The organism is Mycobacterium sp. 852014-52450_SCH5900713 (assembly GCF_001667075.1).
Lineage (GTDB): Bacteria > Actinomycetota > Actinomycetes > Mycobacteriales > Mycobacteriaceae > Mycobacterium.
Window position 1 is genome coordinate 17,807 of the sequence record NZ_LZIL01000010.1, and the last position, 18,977, is coordinate 36,783.

At 67.7% G+C, this 18,977-nt stretch carries 20 protein-coding genes and 1 pseudogene; 15 read left to right on the forward strand and 6 right to left on the reverse strand.

Features of this window, described 5'->3' with window-relative positions; all coding sequences use genetic code 11:
* Positions 1–110: 110 nt before the first annotated feature.
* Together A5773_RS03645 and lnt are read right to left on the reverse strand one after the other, a co-directional pair.
* Complete coding sequence (locus tag A5773_RS03645) at positions 111–683, reverse strand: hypothetical protein (protein ID WP_066949669.1); 573 nt, start codon at positions 681–683, stop codon at positions 111–113.
* Positions 680–2,167 (reverse strand): apolipoprotein N-acyltransferase, encoded by a 1,488-nt coding sequence (gene lnt / locus A5773_RS03650; protein WP_369817309.1) that lies wholly within the window; start codon positions 2,165–2,167, stop codon positions 680–682. The genes A5773_RS03645 and lnt overlap by 4 nt, the downstream gene beginning before the upstream one ends.
* Before the next feature lie 44 nt (positions 2,168–2,211).
* Here lnt and A5773_RS03655 point away from each other — a divergent pair, with 44 nt between their 5' ends.
* The 3 genes from A5773_RS03655 to A5773_RS03665 all read left to right on the forward strand — a co-directional run bounded on the left by A5773_RS03655 (position 2,212) and on the right by A5773_RS03665 (position 4,772).
* Positions 2,212–3,168, forward strand: a complete 957-nt coding sequence (locus A5773_RS03655; RefSeq protein ID WP_067789484.1) for an SDR family oxidoreductase — start codon at positions 2,212–2,214, stop codon at positions 3,166–3,168.
* Between the two features lie 16 nt (positions 3,169–3,184).
* Complete coding sequence (locus A5773_RS03660) at positions 3,185–4,282, forward strand: SAM-dependent methyltransferase (protein ID WP_067789488.1); 1,098 nt, start codon at positions 3,185–3,187, stop codon at positions 4,280–4,282.
* Positions 4,283–4,352: 70 nt separating this feature from the next.
* On the forward strand, positions 4,353–4,772 hold the full coding sequence (locus A5773_RS03665) for a hypothetical protein (protein WP_066949654.1): 420 nt from the start codon (positions 4,353–4,355) through the stop codon (positions 4,770–4,772).
* A 1-nt stretch (position 4,773) separates the two neighbouring features.
* Here A5773_RS03665 and A5773_RS03670 read toward each other — a convergent pair whose 3' ends face one another.
* Positions 4,774–6,543 (reverse strand): Hsp70 family protein, encoded by a 1,770-nt coding sequence (locus tag A5773_RS03670; protein WP_067789491.1) that lies wholly within the window; start codon positions 6,541–6,543, stop codon positions 4,774–4,776.
* Positions 6,544–6,649: 106 nt separating this feature from the next.
* The gene (locus tag A5773_RS03675; protein WP_067789494.1) at positions 6,650–7,735 is read right to left on the reverse strand and encodes a dihydrodipicolinate reductase; all 1,086 of its coding nucleotides are present in this window, start codon (positions 7,733–7,735) and stop codon (positions 6,650–6,652) included.
* A gap of 101 nt (positions 7,736–7,836) precedes the next feature.
* Between A5773_RS03675 and A5773_RS03680 the strand changes: the two genes are divergently transcribed.
* The 4 genes from A5773_RS03680 to A5773_RS03695 all read left to right on the forward strand — a co-directional run bounded on the left by A5773_RS03680 (position 7,837) and on the right by A5773_RS03695 (position 10,572).
* Positions 7,837–8,178, forward strand: coding sequence for an MmpS family transport accessory protein (locus A5773_RS03680; protein WP_197505481.1), 342 nt, complete (start codon positions 7,837–7,839; stop codon positions 8,176–8,178).
* Positions 8,179–8,199: 21 nt separating this feature from the next.
* The gene (locus A5773_RS03685; protein ID WP_067789497.1) at positions 8,200–9,498 is read left to right on the forward strand and encodes a cytochrome P450; all 1,299 of its coding nucleotides are present in this window, start codon (positions 8,200–8,202) and stop codon (positions 9,496–9,498) included.
* Positions 9,499–9,576: 78 nt separating this feature from the next.
* Positions 9,577–10,116, forward strand: a complete 540-nt coding sequence (locus A5773_RS03690) for an ester cyclase (protein WP_066949637.1) — start codon at positions 9,577–9,579, stop codon at positions 10,114–10,116.
* Positions 10,117–10,125: 9 nt separating this feature from the next.
* Positions 10,126–10,572 carry a hypothetical protein gene (locus A5773_RS03695; protein ID WP_067789499.1) on the forward strand — a complete coding sequence of 149 codons (447 nt, stop codon included), beginning with the start codon at positions 10,126–10,128 and terminating at the stop codon, positions 10,570–10,572.
* On the opposite strand, the gene A5773_RS03700 is transcribed toward A5773_RS03695, so the two are convergent.
* Complete coding sequence (locus A5773_RS03700; RefSeq protein ID WP_067789501.1) at positions 10,573–11,271, reverse strand: haloacid dehalogenase type II; 699 nt, start codon at positions 11,269–11,271, stop codon at positions 10,573–10,575.
* Positions 11,272–11,306: 35 nt separating this feature from the next.
* On the opposite strand from A5773_RS03700, the gene A5773_RS03705 reads away from it, so the two are divergent.
* The 7 genes from A5773_RS03705 to A5773_RS03735 all read left to right on the forward strand — a co-directional run bounded on the left by A5773_RS03705 (position 11,307) and on the right by A5773_RS03735 (position 16,601).
* On the forward strand, positions 11,307–11,663 hold the full coding sequence (locus A5773_RS03705; protein ID WP_082948078.1) for a YidH family protein: 357 nt from the start codon (positions 11,307–11,309) through the stop codon (positions 11,661–11,663).
* A complete protein-coding gene (locus tag A5773_RS03710) occupies positions 11,660–11,962 on the forward strand; it encodes a DUF202 domain-containing protein (protein ID WP_066949621.1) in 303 nt (100 codons plus the stop codon). The genes A5773_RS03705 and A5773_RS03710 overlap by 4 nt, the downstream gene beginning before the upstream one ends.
* A gap of 86 nt (positions 11,963–12,048) precedes the next feature.
* Positions 12,049–12,612: a sigma-70 family RNA polymerase sigma factor gene (locus A5773_RS03715; RefSeq protein WP_067789505.1), complete on the forward strand. Its 564-nt coding sequence runs from the start codon at positions 12,049–12,051 to the stop codon at positions 12,610–12,612.
* Positions 12,609–13,307, forward strand: coding sequence for an anti-sigma factor (locus A5773_RS03720; RefSeq protein ID WP_067789503.1), 699 nt, complete (start codon positions 12,609–12,611; stop codon positions 13,305–13,307). The genes A5773_RS03715 and A5773_RS03720 overlap by 4 nt, the downstream gene beginning before the upstream one ends.
* A 102-nt stretch (positions 13,308–13,409) precedes the next feature.
* Positions 13,410–14,084, forward strand: a complete 675-nt coding sequence (locus A5773_RS03725; protein ID WP_066949607.1) for a fasciclin domain-containing protein — start codon at positions 13,410–13,412, stop codon at positions 14,082–14,084.
* Between the two features lie 96 nt (positions 14,085–14,180).
* A complete protein-coding gene (locus A5773_RS03730) occupies positions 14,181–15,932 on the forward strand; it encodes a cytochrome c biogenesis protein CcdA (RefSeq protein WP_067789514.1) in 1,752 nt (583 codons plus the stop codon).
* 135 nt (positions 15,933–16,067) lie between these two features.
* Entirely contained in the window at positions 16,068–16,601 is a 534-nt protein-coding gene (locus A5773_RS03735; RefSeq protein ID WP_232001792.1) for a fasciclin domain-containing protein, read from the forward strand.
* Positions 16,602–16,773: 172 nt separating this feature from the next.
* Here the strand turns inward: A5773_RS03735 and A5773_RS03740 are convergent, their stop codons facing one another.
* Entirely contained in the window at positions 16,774–18,261 is a 1,488-nt protein-coding gene (locus A5773_RS03740) for an NAD(P)/FAD-dependent oxidoreductase (protein ID WP_066949604.1), read from the reverse strand.
* Between the two features lie 579 nt (positions 18,262–18,840).
* On the opposite strand from A5773_RS03740, the pseudogene A5773_RS26410 reads away from it, so the two are divergent.
* Positions 18,841–18,977: pseudogene (locus A5773_RS26410) on the forward strand (cutinase family protein); the annotation flags it as partial.

Sequence of the window (18,977 nt, forward strand, 5' to 3'; positions counted from 1 at the left end):
CCACATCCGCCACACCAGCACCAGGCCCGGACCACCACACGGTCCCCGTTTTTGATATCGCGGGCGATATCAAAAACGAGAGTCGTCGATTGGTCCGAGACCAGCGCGCATCACGGTTGCGGCAGATTCGCGGCCACCACCGCGCGGCGCCGCGTACGGCCCAACCACAAACCGGACATGATCGAATCGACCAGCCCCACCACGAACAGCCCGACGAACAACCACACCAAAAAGCCCACGGAACTCTTGTGCCCGAAGGCCAGTCGCGGGTTGATATAGCCGTTGACCTGCCCGTCGGTCGTGATGTTGTAGGTGCCGCCGGCCGCAATCCGAGCCACCCATACCCGCACGTGCGCGTCGTTGTTGACCGTCGTTGTGCTGCCGATGTTTTCGGTCACCACGGGCTGCGCCACGCCGTCGGGCGGCGCGAGGGTGACCCCCAGCGGAGGCACGGGTAGCCCGCGGTCGGGACTGCTGATGACGACGGTGTGCAGGCTGATGGTGACGTCACCGGCGGGCAGGTCGAGGCTGCCGGAGCCCGGGACCGGCACCTCGCCGTAGGCGTTGTACTTGTCCAGGAAGAACGCATTGAGCACCAGGGCGACGATGAAGCCGCCCACCGACACGGCCATCAGCGTGACGGCGGCGGCCAGCGAAATCTTCGCGACCCGTCGGCTGCTCATCCGAGCAGTGTGGCACCGCGGGCCGGGCGCTGCCAGCGCGCCAGCGCAATGCCGACGGCGACGAAGGCCAGCATCGGCACCCAGTCCCCCAGCAGCTGGTAGGGCGTGACACGCGAACCCAACGGCACGCTCACCACGGTCACGCCCCGGAAGTCCGACGGGTACCACGCCAGTCGGTGGCCTCGCGCGTCGAACGCCGCACTGTCGCCGGACAATCCGGCGTGCACGGCCGGGCGGCCCGCCTCGACGGCGCGCACCGCCACCTGGGCGGCCAGCTGTGGCTGCGCCCAGGTCCCCTGGTATGACGACGTGGAGCTCTGGTACACCAACAGCTCCGCACCGAGTCGCGCTTCCCGGCGGGCCAGGTCCGAGAACAGGGTCTCGTAGCTGATCAACGGGCCGATTCCCAGTGCGCCGGCGTGCAACACCACGGGCCCGGTCCCACGTTGCCGGTCCTCGGCCGCGGCCCTGCTGTGGCGGGTGATCCAGCCGAAAAGCGGTCGCAGCGGGACGTATTCGCCGAACGGCACCAGCCGGGTCTTCCGGTACGTGCCCAACGATCCACCCGACCCGATGAGCACCGCCGACTTGTAGATCCCGCCGCCGGGCGCGGGCGCGTCGACGTTGACCAACAAATCAGCCCCCACCCGCCGCGATAGCTCGGTGAGCCGCGCCAACACCTCCGGGTGGCCGGCGAGATCGGAGCCCACGGTGCTTTCCCCCCAGACCACCAAGTCCGGGCGCTGACCCGCAACCGAAGCGGTGAGCTCCTCGGCGGCGGCCTGGCGGGCGCCCGAGTCGGCGATGTCGCCCGGCTGTACCAGGGCCACCCGCACCGTGGCGCCGCCGGCGGGCGACGGGCCCAGCAGGTACCAGGCCGGACCGAGAGCCGCGCAGGCCACCGCGCACCCCAGCGCGACGAGCCGGCCCGAAGCGTCGCGGTGCACCACCACGCCCGCCAGAGCCGTATTGGCCGCCACCACAAGGAAACTCGTCAGCCACACCCCTCCCAAGGATGCCGAGGCCAGCGTGACGGGCTGGGCGGACTGCGACGCGCCCAGCGACGCCCACGGGCCACCCAGCGGCGGCCACGACCGCACGGCCTCGGCGGCCACCCACGCGCTGGGCAACACCACCACCGCGGAAACCGTCCGCGCCGGGCCGACGGGCCCGGACAGCAATCGATGCGTCAACCACCCCCAGGGCAGCCAGAGCGCACCGAAACCGACGGCGATCACCGCGAGCAACGGGCCGACGAACGTCAGCAGCCAGTACTGGGTGGCCAGCACGAATCCGGCGGCGCCGAGCCACGCCCGCACGCACGCCTCCCATCCGGAAGGCGCGGCCCGCACCAACAGGAGCAGCGGCACCAGGCCGAACCAGGCCAGCCACCACCACGACGGCGCGGGAAAGGCGAGCGCGGGCAGCGCGCCCACGACCAACGCGGCCGCCCAGCCACGGATGCGCTGTCGACGAGCCGGCACAAAGAGCACACTATGACGGGGCGCACTCGAAGGGAGCGATACGCATGGCCAACGATCTTGTCGCCACGGTGCCCGACCTGTCGGGCAAGCTGGCAATCGTCACCGGCGCCAACAGCGGCCTGGGGTTCGGCCTGGCCCGGCGGCTCGCCGCCGCCGGCGCCGACGTCGTCATGGCGATCCGCAACCGCGGCAAAGGGGAGAAGGCGATCGCGGAAATCCGCGACACGGTCCCCGACGCCAAGCTGGCCATCAAGTCGCTGGACCTGTCGTCGCTGGCCTCGGTCGCTGCGCTGGGTGAACAACTCAACGCCGAGGGCCGCCCCATCGACATCCTGATCAACAACGCCGGCGTCATGACCCCGCCGGAACGCGACACCACCGCCGACGGTTTCGAATTGCAGTTCGGCAGCAACCATCTCGGGCACTTCGCCCTGACGGGGCACGTGCTGCCGCTGCTGCGCGCGGCGGGCAAAGCGCGCGTGGTCTCGCTCAGCAGCCTGGCCGCCCGCCAAAGCGGCAAGATCCACTTCGACGACCCGCAGTTCGAGAAGTCCTACGCGGCCATGTCGGCCTACGGCCAGTCGAAGCTGGCGGTGCTGATGTTCGCCCTCGAGCTGGACCGGCGCAGCCGGGCGGCCGGCTGGGGCATCATGTCCAACGCCGCGCACCCCGGCCTGACCAAGACCAACCTGCAGATCGCCGGACCCTCGCACGGGCGCGAAAAGCCCGCTCTGATGGAGCGGCTGTACAAGGCGTCCTGGCGCTTCACGCCGTTTTTGTGGCAGGAGATCGACGAGGGCATCCTCCCGGCGCTGTACGCGGCCGCCGCGCCGCACGCCCCGGGCGGCGCGTTCTACGGGCCCCGCGGCTTCTACGAGGCCGCCGGCGGCGGGGTGCGGCTGGCCAAGGTGCCCGCGCCCGCCCGCAACGAGGCTGACTGCCAACGACTTTGGGAGCTCTCCGAGCAGCTCACCGGCGTCAGCTACCCGAAGCCGGCCTGACGACTATCGTTGGGACATGCGGCCTGAGCCTCGGATGCCCGAATCGAGCATTGTGGTCCGGCCGGAGCCCGTCTATACCCAGTCGTCGCGGCTGCAGGCCGCCGGGTTAGGCCCGGCCATCGCGTTGTTCGAGCGAGCCGCCGAGCAGGTGCCGCTGCCCAAGCCCCCGCAGCCCATCGTCATCGCCGATTACGGTTGCGCCAACGGACACAATTCGCTCAAGCCGATGTCGGCGGCGATCGCGCTCCTGCGTCGGCGCACCCAAAACGACCACGCAATCCTGGTGGCGCACACCGACATTCCCGACAATGACTTCTCGGCGCTGTTTCGCACCCTGTCCGACGACCCGGAGAGCTACCTGCACCTGGATGCGGCGACGTTCGCATCGTCGATCGGCCGGTCGTTCTACGACCAGATCGTGCCGTCCAAGACCGTGAACCTGGGCTGGTCGTCGTGGGCGGCGCAGTGGCTGAGCACGATGCCCGCCGAGGTGCACGATCACCTGCACATCTCCTACAGCCACGACGACGCCGCGCGCGCGGCGTACACCCAGCGGGCGGCCCTGGACTGGCACAACTTCGTGGCGTTCCGCGGCCGCGAACTGGCCCCCGACGGGCGGCTGGTGGTGATGACGATCGCCCTCGACCAGGACGGCACATCGGGCTTCCCGACGCTGCTCGACGCGATGCTCGAGGCGCTGCATGCACAGGTCCGCGACGGCCTGCTGCGCCAGGAGGAGCTGCGCCGGATGACCATTCCCACTTTCGCCCGCAGCGAGAAGGACTTTCGCGCCCCGTTCGCGCCCAGCGGACGCTTCGAGGGCCTGACCATCGACCATCTCGAGACGTTCAACGCCGAGGATCGCTTCTGGATTCGGTTCCAGGCGGACCGCGACGCCGAGGCCTTCGGCGCGCAGTGGGCGGCATTCGCCCGCGCGGCGCTGTTCCCCGCGCTGGTGCGCGGGCTGGATGACGGGGTGCGCGACGGGCGGGCCGGCGAATTCGTCGACCAACTTCAGGACGCGGTCGCGGCGAGCCTGTCAAGCGCACCCGAGCCGATGCGGATTCCTCTCGCGCTGGTCGAGCTGGTGAAGCGCGAACGATCCCTGTCGTGAGAGTTTCGACACAACGCCGCAACGGGTAACCCCTGCAAATCGCGACCTGCGATGGCGAGGGGGTAGACGCATGAGCGTGCAGGACGATAAATCGGCCGATCAGGAACCCGATCAGGACACTGATCAGCACACCGATCAGGACACCGATCAAAAGCTGACGGAAAAGCCGGAGCCGGACGAGGACGACAAAAAGAAGGCCGCCGAAATGATGGAGGCCTACAAAGAAAAGGCCACTATCGTGCTGCCCGGCACCGGCGGCAGCGTTTCGGGCACCGCGGTCAACGACTGGTTGGACGAGGACGGCAATCCCAGGCACGAAGTTCCCGACAACGCGGGTTCCGATGACCAAGGCAAGGCCGACCAGGGCCAAGCCGAGGCGGACGAGGGCCGCGACGAGGAAGCTCTGAAGGACCAGATCGAGAAGGACAAGGCCCTGAACGAGAAGCTCAAAGAGGCCGCAAAAGCGGAGAACAAGGGCGAAAAGGATTGACCTAGCGGGTCGTTCCCAGCTGAGAGCCCAATTGGGGGAGGCCGCTGATGCCCAAGTCGCCCCCGATCCCTTGAATGATCTGATTGATCCGGTCCAGCCCCGGGATGGCTTCGTTCACGCCGGGCACCGGCGGGATGGCCGGTACCTGCGGGATCGCCGGACGCACGGGCGCGGCCGCGAGCGGCGGCGCATGCTGCGGTTTCGCCGACGGGGCGCTGGTCGACGGCGTCTCGGTCTGGGCGGGCGGATTGGTATCCGTCGGCGTTGTCGTTGAAGGCGCGGGAGCCTCTTCGCTGGGCGGGGGCGCCTGAGCGGTCGCGGTGTTGGCCGGCGGCGCGGGGACCGGACTGCTGGTCACGCCCGGCGCCGGGGTCGTCGCGGTCTTGTTCGCCGAAGTCAGGCCGATCGTGACTGCGGTCCCGACGAGCGCCACCCCCGCGGCCGCACCCACTATCGCCGCCATCACCGGCAGGCGAAACAGGCGGCGCTTGCGCTTCTCGCCCCCGGCATCGGCAGCCGGTTCGTCGGCGGCGGCGGGCTCCACCTGCGGGGCGGGCGCCACCTGCGATTGGTTGCCGGTCTGCGACCACGCCTGCACGGGCGCGGCTCCCGCTGTCGGCCAGGCGGGTGCCGCCTGCGCCGTCGCTGTCGCCTCGGGCGACCGGGTGCCTGGAACCGCCCGCGCGGTCGCCGTGGCGGGCGCGGCCGGCGCCGACGCCGTCACGGCGCTCTCGCCGGGCCCATGAGCCGCCCGCACCGCGGCGCCGATGGCCGCGGTCAGCTGCGGGCGCGGCGTGGTGATGACCGGGACGCGGAAGTACTGCGACAGCGTGGTGGTGATGGCTGGGATGTTCGCTCCACCGCCGGTGGACACCACCGCTGCCAGGTCCTGAATGCCGTTGCGCGCCAACGTGCTTTCCAATACGGCCACGAACTTGTCCAGCGGGGTGCGGATCGCCTCGTCAAGCTCGTCGCGGGTGACGCGCACTTCGCCGGTCAGCCCGTCGCTCACCGTGGTCGCAGTGCTCGAGGACAGCTCCTCCTTGGCGCCTCGGCACGCGGTGCGTAGCCGGCTCAGCGAGCCGATCGCCACGGTGCCCGCCGGGTCGAACGCGGCGGTGCTCGGCATGTTGGAGATGACGGCGCTCAGCAGCGCCTGGTCGATCAGGTCGCCGGAGAAATCGTGCAGCCGCAGGGTCGGGGCCAGCGCCTGATAGTCGCCGTCGGCGCGCATGAACGTGACGCTGGTGCCGCTGCCGCCGAAGTCGCACACCGCCACCGTCCCGTGGGCCGGTATGCCGGGGGCGGTTCGCACCGCCAGCAGCGTCGCCGCGGCGTCGGGAATCAGCATCAGCGGCCGAGCCCGGTTGGACCATTCGGCCACCGAGCTCAGCGCGGTACCCACCGCGTCGACCGCCGGGGACGGCCAGTGGGCGGGATAGGTGACGGCGACGCTCTCGGGCAGGGTGCGCCCGCCGGTCACGCTGTAGGCCAGCGCTCGCATGGCGTCGGCGATCAATTCCTCGCTGCGGTGTACCGACCCGTCGGCCGCCACCACGCCGCGGGGGTCGGAGATGCGATTGACGAACCCGGTGATCACCAGGCCGGGCTGGTTGAGCCGCGGATTTTCCGCGGGGATGCCGACCTCCGGCGCGCGCTCCGGATAGAGCGTCAGGACGGGCCTGCGGGTGATGGCCTTCTCGGCGGCGACCGCCGCCAGGTTGGTGGTGCCGATCGACAGGCCCAGCGCGGTCGCAGCTCCATTGGCCATATGTCCCAACCCCAACTTCAGCAACTCGCAAACCAGGCTAGCCGTAAGTGTGCCGCGAAAACCTGTACCAAGTCTCTGCGGCACCTATGTGCAGGCTGTGCGCCGGTCACCGGATGTTGCCCGCCCCGGCGATCAGCGGCAGGTCAAGCGGCGTGACCCAGCCCGGCCGCAACTCGTTGACGGCCGGCACGGCGTTGAGGGCACGCATCCCGGTCGCCAGGCAGCCGGCCGTGGCCGCGTCGCGGCCCGAGCCGTCGGTGAACCGGAACGCGGTTTCCTGGAAGATGCTCGGCGTGCCCTCGATCTCCACCCGGTACACGTCGTTGTCGTGGCCGGAGGGCCAGTCGGGGGCGGCGTCGAGGCCGATCCGGTTGACGTGTTCGAGCTGAATCCTGGTCTCGCCCTTGTAGATTCCGTTGATCGTGAATCGGACGGCCGCCACGTGTCCGGGTTTGATGACGCCCTTGACGGTGTTGCGTTCGGTGGGCGTCACCCATTTGTCCCAGGTGGTGGTGATCTCGTCGAGCATGATGCCGGCCGCGTGGGCGATCATCGGGACGGTCGCGCCCCACGCGAAGATCAGCATGTTGGAGTCTTCCAGCAGCGGCTGGTATTCGGGCTCGCGGCCGATGCCCATCTCGACTTCGTAATCGCCTTCGTAGTTGGTGTAGTCCAGCAGTTCGGAGGCCCGCACCCGGCGCACCTCCGAGCAGAGGCCCATCAGCGTCATGGGGAACAGGTCGTTGGCGAAGCCGGGGTCGATGCCGGTGGTGAAGCAGGACGACTCCCCCAGCTCGCACGCTTCGGTGATGGGCGCGATCCACTGCGGCGGGTTGAGGTGCATGGTCGGCCACACCCACGGGGTCATGGCCGTCGAGCACACGTCGATGCCCGCACGCAGGAAGCGGGTGATCAGCGCGATGTTCTCCTTGGCGTGCATCGCGGTCGGGCCGTAGTGCACCAGCGCATCGGGCTTCAGCGCGATCAGGGCGTCGACGTCGTCGGTGGCGATGATGCCCGTCGGCTCGGGCAGCCCGCAGACGTCGGCGACGTCGCGCCCAACCTTGTCGGGGTTGCTTACCCCCACACCCACCAATTCGAACAACGGATGCTTGACGATTTCGGCGATCACCATCTTGCCGACGAAGCCGGTGCCCCAGACCACCACACGCTTCGAGCCGTGTTCCGACATACTCACCTTTCCGTAGCCGCCCCCGTGGGACTCACACTAGAACGGCTTTCGTTAGGGCGGAAAGCTTCCGTAGCACCGCGCGTGGTGACACGATGCAAATCATGACGAAGCATGTGCGCGGGCTTTCGATTCTGTTCGCCGTGGGTGTCGGTTGCGCGGGGACGATCCCCGGCGTGGCCCACGCGATCCCCGAGATGCCCCACGCCCGTTACGAGGTGACCGGTGCCGGCGTCGCGCAGTACCTCGTATATCAAACGGACACCGGTCAACTCCACCAGGTCAACGCGCCGCTGCCCTGGTCGACGGAATTCACTTCGTTCGGGGGCCAGGTGTACGTGATCAGCGCGCAGGGGGTGGGCCCCATCCGCTGCCGCATCCTGCTCGACGGCAATGTGGTCGCCGATGCGCAATCGGCCGGTGGCAGGACCGTGTGTACGCACTAGCGGTTTCCTAGGAGGTAATCGGTGAGTCTCAAGACGGGTATCGCGACGCGAACCAACGGGGCCCCACCGCCCGAGGTGCCCCTCTCCGATATTCACCTCGACTCACTGGACTTCTGGGGTCTCGACGACGACTTCCGCGACGGGGCCTTCGCGACCCTGCGCCGCGAGGCCCCGCTGTCGTTCTGGCCCGCGATCGAGATGGAGGGATTCGAGGCGGGCGACGGGTATTGGTCGCTCACCAAGCACGACGACGTTCACTTCGCCAGCCGTCATCCGGAGATCTTCAGCAGCACCCCGAACATCACGGTCAACGACAACGCGCCCGAGATCGCCGAGTACTTCGGCTCGATGATCGTGCTGGACGATCCGCGGCACCAGCGGCTGCGCTCGATCGTCAGCCGCGCGTTCACCCCGAAGGTGGTGGCCCGCATCGAGGCGTCGGTACGCGAGCGGGCCCGCCGGCTGGTCTCGTCGCTGATCACCAATCACCCCAATGGGGAAGCCGATCTGGTCACCGAGCTCGCCGGGCCGCTGCCGCTGCAGATCATCTGCGACATGATGGGCATTCCCGAGGAAGACCATCAGCGAATCTTCCACTGGACCAACGTGATTCTCGGGTTCGGCGACCCCGACCTGACCACCGACTTCGACGAATTCCTCAAGATCTCGATGGACATCGGGGCGTACGCCACCGCGCTCGCCGAGGACCGCCGCGTCAACCACCATGACGACCTGACCACCAGCCTGGTCGAAGCCGAGGTCGACGGCGAACGGCTGTCGTCGGCCGAGATCGCGTCCTTCTTCATCCTGCTGGTGGTGGCCGGCAACGAGACGACGCGCAACGCGATCAGCCACGGCGTGCTCGCCCTGTCCCGCTACCCCGACGAACGGGACAAGTGGTGGGCCGACTTCGACCGGCTGGCGCCCACGGCGGTCGAGGAGATCGTGCGGTGGGCCTCGCCGGTGGTCTACATGCGGCGGACCCTGACCCGCGACTTCAAGCTGAGCGGCACCAAGCTCGCGGAGGGCGACAAGGCCGTGCTGTGGTACAACTCGGCCAACCGCGACGAGTCGACTTTCGCCAACCCCTGGCTGTTCGACGTGGCGCGCACCCCCAACCCGCATTTCGGCTTCGGTGGCGGCGGGGCGCATTTCTGCCTGGGCGCCAACCTCGCCCGCCGCGAGATCCGGGTGATCTTCGACGAGTTGCGCCGCGAGATACCCGACATCGTCGCGACCGACGAACCCGCGCGCCTGCTGTCGCAATTCATCCACGGCATCAAGGCCCTGCCGGTCGCCTGGACCCCGCCGCGGGGGTAGCGCGCAGTCCGGAAGCATGTGCGCACTTTGAAATTCGATAGCGCATGCGATATCAATTCCGGGCCTAACCTAGTCGTCATGACGATTCCCGCGTTTCCGCCCGCGGAGGTGCTGGCCGCCCGCGAGAAGCTCGTGCTCGACCACTTCCACGACGAGGTCCGCCAGGACTGGGACGACGTGTTGTCGACCTTCCCGCATCCGCGCTACGAGCTGATCCCGCAGATGATCGTGCACGACGGCGACGCCGCGGTGCGCGACTACTACACCTACACGCGGACCGCGTTTCCCGACCAGGACCACGAGATCATCGCGCTGCGGCACAGCGCCGACGCGGTGATCGTCGAGTTCTGGTTGATGGGCACGCATCTCGGTTACCTGGGCAAGGTTCCGCCCACCGGCAGCCGGTTCCGGGTCCGCATGACCGCCTACTTCGTCTTCGACGAAGCCGAAACGCTTGTCTGCGAACGCATTTACTTCGACACGCTGACCATGATCAAACAGCTCCTCGGCGGCCTGGACATGAAGAAGCCGGCGAACTGGCTGCTGGCCGCGCGCTGCGCGCGCGGATTCCTCTCGATGTCCTCGGAAAAGCCCGACCCCACGCTGGTGAGTGCCTAAACTTACTGCATGCGTGGCCTTTATGCGTTAGGCGGCCTGACCGCCGTGGCGATGTTGGGTTTGTGCGCGACGGCCACCGCCGCGCCGTCGCCGCCGGGCTCGCACACCGAGAAGTGGATCGACCTGCAGACGGGCCAGTGCGTGGCCGACCTGCCACCGATCGACCTGAGCCGCGTGACGGTCACCGTGGTTGATTGTGCCACAGCACATTTGGCCGAGGTGTATCTGCGCGCCCCGATGGCCGTGGACAAGGCCGTCGCCATCGTCGCCAATAAGGACTGCAACGACGGATTCGCCCCGTATACCGGCCGACCCATTGCCGGCAGCCCGTTTTCGATCACCTACCTGATCGACTCGAATCAGGATCGCACCGGGGCCAATCCCACCCCCAGCACCGTGATCTGCCTGCTGCAGTCGGCCAACGGGCAGGCGCTGACCGGGTCCGCGCGCCGCTGATCAGCTGCCGAGTTGCCGTGCGAGGTCGAGGAAGTCGGACGCGTTGACGTCGAACTCGTCGGAATAGACAACGTCGGCCTCGCCGTCGACGCCGAACTCCAGCGGCCGAGCGACGAACGCGGTCCGGAAGCCCAGCCGGGCCGCGGCGCGGATGTCGTACTTGTGGCTGGCCACCATCATGATCTCGTCGGGGCTCAGGCCCAGGTAGCCGGCCGCCATCCGGTAGATCGCCGGGTCGGGCTTGAACACCCCGGCCATCTCCGCGGCGAAGACGGCGTCCCAGGGCAGGCCCGCGCGCTTGGAAATCTCGATGACCGTCGACACGTCGGCGTTGGACAGGGTGGCCAGCGTGTACGCGGTTCGAAGCCGTGTCAGCCCCGGCATCACGTCCGGCCAGGGCTTCAGCCGCCGCCAGACCAGGGTGAGTTCGTCGCGTTCGGCGTCCGAAAATGGGACGCCGCAATCGTCGAGCGCCCGCCGGTACACCGAGTGCACCGACACCCATCCGGTCTGCCGAGCTTGGGCGTCCTCGAGCGCGGTGAAGTAGCCTGCGCGCCAACGCCGCACCACGTCGGGCCAATCGACGTCCGGGTGGCGGCCGGCGCTGATCCGCCGCGCCTCGTCGCAGACGGTCGAATGAAAGTCCGTCGCCGTGCCCTGCACGTCGAACAACAGCGACTTAACCACACGCGCAATCATGCAACCTCGGGCGCTGATGAATCTACGATGTCCTGGTGGCCGACTCCGCCGACGAGCACGAGCCCGACTACCGGCTCACCTTCGCCAACGAGCGGACGTTTTTGGCCTGGCAGCGCACCGCGCTGGGCCTGCTCGCAGCGGCCGTCGCCGTCGTGCAACTGGTCCCGGAGCTGGGGATACCCGGCGCGCGCCGCGTGCTCGGCGTCGGCCTTGCACTGCTGGCCATTCTCACCAGCGGGATGGGGCTGCTGCGCTGGCAACAGGCGGATCGCGCCATGCGCAGCGGCGCCCCCTTGCCCCGGCATCCCTCACCGACCTACCTCGCCGTCGGTCTGACGGTGGTGGGGCTCATCGCGCTCGCGTTGGTGATCGTCAAGGTGGTCATCGGTTGAGCGGCAGTCAGGCCGAACGGACGACGCTGGCCTGGACGCGGACGTCCTTCGCCTTCCTGGCGAACGGCGCCCTGCTGATGATCAAAAACCTGCACGGTTCCGTCGGGCCAACGGCAGTGATCCCCGCGGCTTTGGCCGGCGCCGTGGCCCTCGCGACGTTCGTGATCGCCGTGCGCCGGCAACGCACGCTGCAGCGGCAGCCCCTGCCGATGCGGATCACCCCCCGGCGCCAGGTGTACATCATCGGGACGGCCGTGCTGGCCCTCATCGTCGTCACCACGCTGGCCCAACTGATCTAGCCGAGTACAGCGGACCGAAGCGTCCGCGGGGTCTTGGGCTACGAATCACGGGAGTGGACAGCTGCCTGGCGCTAGGCTACCGATCGATGACGGGACCGCCCACGCCCAGCAAGGACCTGGACGCGCTGCTGCAGAAGGTCGCGCGCGGGGACCGCGACGCGTTCGCCGCGGTTTACGACCTCACTAAAAGTCGGGTGTACGGAATGGTCATGCGCGTCCTGCGCGATTCCGGCTACAGCGAGGAAACCACCCAGGACATCTACTGCGAGGTGTGGCGGACGGCGCCGGGCTACGACGCCAGCAGAGGCTCGGCTCTGTCGTGGCTGCTGACCATCGCGCACCGACGGGCGGTCGACCGGGTGCGCACCGAGGAGGCGTCCGGCAGGCGGGATACGCGCTACGCCGCGGCCAGCGCCGACCCCGCCAGTGACGTCGTCGCCGATTCGGCGATCGCCGGCGACGAGCGCCGCCGCGTCGTCGAATGCCTGGGCGCGTTGACCGACACGCAGCGGGAGTGTATTCAGTTGGCTTATTACGACGGGCTCACCTACAGCCAGGTGTCGGACCGCCTGGCCGCGAATCTGTCGACGATCAAGTCACGCATGCGCGACGCGCTGCGCGCCTTGCGTAACTGCCTGGAAGTGCCATGACCGAACCGAACGAATTCGAATTGCTCGAGCTCGCAACGCCATACGCGTTGGATGCCGTGTCGGATGAGGAACGCGCCGAAATCGAGCGGCGGGTGGCGGCCGCGCCACGACCGGTGGCGGCTGCCTTCGACGACGAAGTCCGTGCCATCCGCGAGACGATGGCGGTCGTCTCGGCGACGACGGCCGTCGAACCGCCGGCGCGCCTGCGGGCCGCGACGCTGGCGGCGATATCCGCCCGCGACGAGCGCAAATACGGTTGGCGCACCGCAGTTTTGGCGTCCGCGGCGGCAGCGGTGGTGGTCGGCGCCGCCGCATTCGGCGTGGGGATCCTGATGCGCCCGCACCCGCCGTCGACCATCGCCGAGCAGGTTTTCGCGGCCCCGGACGTGCGCACCGTCTCCGGCCCGCTCGGCAATGGCACTGCCACCGTTGTCTTTTCCCACGACCGCAACGCCGGTGTGCTGGTGATGAACAACGTCCCGCCCCCGAAGCCGGGGACCGTCTACCAAATGTGGTTGCTGAGCGACAAGGGCCCGACGTCGGCCGGGACGATGGGCACCGCGGCGGTGGCCCCGTCGACCACCGCGACGCTCACCAACCTCGGATCGTCCACCACCCTGGCGTTCACCGTCGAACCCGGTACCGGGTCGCCGCGGCCGACCGGAACGATCCTGGCCGCATTGCCCCTCGGCTGAATTTCAAAACGAATCCGTCCGCGGCCGCGTCGTCTCCGAATCACTCCTGTCCGGTCGAAAGGCGGCGGTTTACGCCGTCCATGGAGAAGGAGTGCAAACGCGATGATCAGCGTTCGGGGCAGGACAATCGCTGCGGCAGGGCTCGCGACGATTGCGGTAGTTGGCTTTTCGGCGTGTTCGAACAACAAATCGGCATCCGAACCGATGACCAGCGGCAGCATGGCCACAGTCACCAGCAGCATGGCGGCTCCGGCGACGACGTCGGCCGCGGCCGATCCGGCGGCGGACCTCATCGGTGCGGGGTGCGGCGATTACGCCAAGCAGAACCCCAGCGGCCCCGGCTCGGTCGCCGGGATGGCTCAGGACCCGGTCGCCACGGCGGCGTCCAACAACCCCATGCTGAGCACGCTGACGTCGGCGCTGTCGGGCAAGCTGAACCCGAACGTCAACCTGGTCGATACGTTGAACAACGGCCAGTACACGGTTTTCGCGCCGACCAACGCCGCGTTCGACAAGCTGCCGGCGGCCACCATCGACAAGCTCAAGACGGACTCGCAGCTGCTCAAGAGCATCTTGACCTATCACGTCGTGCAGGGTCAGGCAAGCCCGATGAAGGTCGACGGTGACCACACGACCCTGCAGGGCGCCAAGCTGACCGTGACCGGTCAGGGCAACGACCTCAAGGTCAACAACGCCGGGCTGGTGTGCGGCGGGGTGCACACCGCCAACGCGACGGTGTACATGATCGACACGGTGCTGATGCCCCCAGGCCAGTAGCCGCCCGCGAATCAGGGATGAACAGCCCGGCTTCGACCGGGCTGTTTTCTTTGCGGCGGAACCGATCCGCGGCGCCCCTGGCAGCGAATGACTTTCATGCTCACCATTGCGCTGATCGGCTTCGTCGGAGGTCTCATCACCGGCGTATCGCCGTGCATCCTGCCGGTGCTGCCGGTGATCTTCTTCGCCGGCGCGCAGGGTCGCGCCGATGACCCTGCCCCACAACCGGTTTCCGGCGCAGGCGTGGATGTCGCGGTCAGGCCGGGGCGCACGTCGCGCAGTGCCCGCCCCTACCTCGTCATCGGCGGTCTGGTGCTCAGCTTCACCGCGGTCACGCTGGCCGGCTCGACACTGCTGTCGCTAGTGCACCTGCCGCAGGACGCCATCCGCTGGGTCGCCCTGGTCGTCTTGGTTGCCATCGGTCTCGACCTGATCTTTCCGCGGGTCGAGCAATTGCTGGAGCGTCCGTTCGCGCGTATCCCGCAAAAGCAGTTGGGGTTTGGTGGCGGCGGGTTCGGTCTCGGCCTGGCGCTGGGCGTGCTGTATGTCCCGTGCGCCGGGCCCATTCTCGCCGCGATTGTGGTGGCCGGCGCCACGGCTCCCCTCGGCCTGCGCACCGTCGTGTTGACTGGCACCTTCGCGCTGGGCGCCGCCTTGCCGTTGTTGGTCTTCGCGTTGGCGGGCCATCGGGTGGCCCAACGGGTGGGAGCGTTTCGACGGCGGCAGCGGCAGATCCGGGTCGCGGCCGGGATCGTGATGATCGTGCTCGCGGTCGGACTGGTGTTCAATGTTCCCGCGGCTCTCCAACGCGCCCTTCCCGACTACACCAGCGGGCTGCAACAACGGTTGGCCGCCGACCGCACGGTCCGGGAGAAGCTCAACCTCGGTGGCATCGTGAACGACCAGAACGCGCTGCTGTCCAATTGCAGTGACGGCGGTCGGGAGCTCGAAAACTGCGGCCAGGCACCCGATCTCAAGGGCATCGCCGGTTGGCTGAACACTCCCGGCAACCAACCGATCACACTTGCGTCCCTGCGCGGCAAGGTCGTGCTCATCGACTTCTGGGCATACTCCTGCATCAACTGCCAACGCGCCATCCACCACGTCGTCAACTGGTACAACGCCTACCAGGGCGACGGTTTCGAGGTCATCGGGGTCCACACCCCGGAGTACTCGTTCGAACAGGTGCCCGGCAACGTCGCCAGAGGGGCCGCCGACCTGAGCGTCACGTACCCGATCGCCTTGGACAACGGCTACTCCTCGTGGACGAACTACCGCAACCGTTACTGGCCTGCGGAGTATTTGATCGACGCCGCCGGCCAGGTGCGCCACATCAAGTTCGGCGAAGGCGACTACAACGTCACCGAGGACCTGATCAGGCAGCTGCTCGTGGCGGCGCATCCCGGGCTCAAGCTGCCTCCCCCCTCAGATGCGAGCAGCTCAACCCCACCGGACAAGACCACACCCGAGACCTACTTTGGCGTCGGGAAGGTCGTCAACTATGGCGGCGGCGGGGTATACGACGAAGGCACAACCACTTTCGGCTATCCGCCCACGCTGGCCGCCGATAGCTTCGCTCTGAAAGGCCCGTGGTCGCTGGACTACCAAGGCGCCACCGCAGCCGGCAACCAGTCCAGCATCGAGTTGAATTACCACGCCAAGAACGTCTACATCGTCGTCGGTGGCACGGGGTCCCTCACGGTCACCCGTGACGGACGATCCGTCGCGATTCCCATCAGCGGGCCACCGACGTCACACCAGATCGTCGCCGGCGAGCAACCGCAATCGGGGACTCTCGAGGTCCGCCCCGACCAAGGGCTGCAGGTGTATTCGTTCACCTACGGCTGACACATCCCACCCCGCACCAATCCGAAGGTGCCCGGGCTCCGAATCACTCGTCAAATGTCCGACAAACCAAAGGAGTCGAAGGCGATGAATGCACACAGGACGTCGGTGGCGGCGAAAGGTTTCGCGGTAGCGGCGATGCTGGGTCTGGGCGTGGTGACCGCTCCAACGGCGGCGGCGGCCGACCTGGTGGGCCCCGGCTGCTCCGACTACGCGGCGGCCAACCCCAGCGGCCCGGCGTCAGTGGAGGGGATGTCGCAGGTTCCGGTGACGGTAGCGGCGTCCAACAATCCGGCGCTGAGCACCCTGACCTCGGCGCTGTCGGGCAAGCTGAACCCGAATGTCAACCTGATTGACACGCTGAACAAGGGCCAGTACACGGTCTTCGCGCCGACCGACGCCGCATTCGGCAAGCTGCCGCCACAGACGATCGATGAGCTGAAGACGGATTCCAGGTTGCTGACCAGCATCCTGACCTATCACGTGGTGCCGGGCCAGCTGAGTCCGGCCAGGGTCGCCGGCGCTCACAAGACCGTTCAGGGCGCGAACGTGACCGTCACCGGACAGGGCAACGGCCTCAAGGTCAACAGCGCTGGTCTGGTCTGTGGTGGCGTGCCGACCGCCAACGCGACGGTGTACATGATCGACACGGTGCTGATGCCGCCGGCGTAACGGGCGGAATGGCCCACCCGGCAGTCACATTCGCCACACCAGCCTCTTCGAGCCGTGGCGCGATCTTTGCCCGCCTCACAGCGACAATGCGGCGGCACCCCCTAGTTGTCGCTCAGAGGCGGGCAAACAGCGGACCGCTTCCCGGGCCGGGGCTGGTGTGGCGATTGTGGCGCTAGGCGATCGCGTAATCGCTGAACGGGAACGTGGCGGCTTCCCGCACCGAGTTCAAGGTCGACGTCGGCCGCAGCAGCGATGCCTCACCGCCGGGGCTGAAGTAGTACGACCGCGACTTGGCGCAGTTACCGGAGTAGAACACCGAGCTGTCCAGCCGTTTGGTCATCCGCTCCATGAAATCTTCCATGGCCTCTTCGGTGACCTCGAAGGTCGTCGCACCGCGGCGCTTGACCTCGCCGAGCAACCGGTCCATGTGCCGCATCTGGTATTCGATGGTGTGGAAGAAGGACAGTCCGGAGAAGGCGAACGGGCTGGCCAGGCTCAGGTAATTGGGGAAGTACGGCATCGTAACGCCCTGGTAAGCCTGGAACCTGGTCTCCCGCCACCACTTGCCCAGGTTGCGCCCCTTGCGGCCGACCACCTCGATGGCCGGGAAGTTGGCCTCCCACAGGTCAAAGCCGGTCGCCAACACCAGGGTGTCGATGACGGTCTTGCGCCCGTCGACGGTGACGATGCCGTCGGCATCGATCCGCGCGATGGAGTTGGTCTCCAGGTGTACGTGCGGCTGGTTGAACGCGCGGTAGAACTCGTTGGAAAAGGTTGGCCGCTTGCAGCCGAGGTCGTAGTCCGGCGTCAACCTGTCGCGCATTTCCTTGTCCCGGATCCACCGGAACCGGTTGATCTTGGCCAGGTCGGCGGCGGAGATGTTCCCCCGCCCGCGGAACTCCCGGACGTGCAGCGCGCAGACGATCATGATGACCTCGAGGATGACGTCGGTCACCCACCGCAGGCCGCGCTGCGCCACCGGCACCCGCGCAAACAGGCGCCGCACCGCGGGCGGGAACCCGAAGTCGAACTTGGGCAGCACGTGGGTCGCGGTGCGCTGGTACACGGTCAGTTCCGCAGCCCGTTCGGCCAATTCCGGGATGACCTGTACCGCGGACGCCCCGGTCCCGATGACCGCGATCCGGCGCCCCCGGTACCGGAAGTTGTGGTCCCACGCGGTGGTGTGGACCACCTTGCCCTCGAAGCTCGCAATCCCCGGGATGTCCGGCATCCGCGGCTGCGACAGGAAGCCCGTCGCGGTGATCAAAAACCGGGTCGCCAATGTTTCGCCGTCGGCCAGCGCCACCCGCCAGACTTCGGCGTCCTCGTCCCACTGGGCGCCTTCCACCGTCGAGTTGAACCGCATGTGGCGACGCACGTCGTACTTGTCGGCGACGTCCGCTGCGTACTGTTTCACCTCGCGGCCCGGCGCGAACAGCCGCGACCAGTCGGGCTTGGGTTCGAACCAGTACGAGTACGTGGTCGACGGGATGTCGACGGCGATGCCCGGGTAGTGGTTGACGTGCCAGGTGCCGCCCAGGTCGTCCTCGCGGTCGAGGATGACGAAGTTTTCATATCCGAGGCGTTTGAGCTGGATCGCGGCCCCTATGCCGCCGAAGCCCGCGCCTACGATGACGGCGTCGAAACGGTCCGTGTTCACAACCTGCTCCGTGGCTACTCGCTGCGTACATACACACAAAGAACTCTCACTAACCTTACGGAATTCTAATAAACCTGTGTGCAAGACGCACACCGTGTCGGCGGCGTGTGACCCTACTGACATCAACCGGGTAGCTTGGCAAACCACCCGTTGCTTCGGCGTCGGCGCCTCGGTGCTGGTCGTACCTGGGCGTCCGCGCGCACCGGTTGGGACGACGAGGGCGACGGAGCTAACGGCCATTTTTTCGCCAAAGCTGCTGCCGCAGAGCCGAACCTGCGACGGGGCGTCCCTTATCGGGCGGCTGGCCCGTCGAAAGTCACGTCCTCGAAACCGGTTTCACCCGTGGCCATGTCGTCACCGTCCTGTGTCGGCAGCGTTGCGATTGGGGCCCGGCTATCCTTGGTAAACGGCACCCAGACAACGGCTCAGGGGTTTTCGCTACGTGGCTCCCAGCCGTTCGGATGGATGCCATTTCGGTGCATCGACACGCGGCCCTCATCCGGCGCTTGTCGACGCACCTCGGTATACAGGAAACGATGGCGGATTTTTGACCACGTTGGCAGTTGGGGAGGCACCCTTATGGGCATCAGTCGCGGCATGATCATCCGTTCCCTTGCCCCCGCAGTAGTTGCGGCGTCGGGCCTCGGCGCGTCGGCGCTCGCCGGTTCGGTCATCCCCTCCGCGGCCGCCCAGTGTCCGGACGTGCAGGTGGTGTT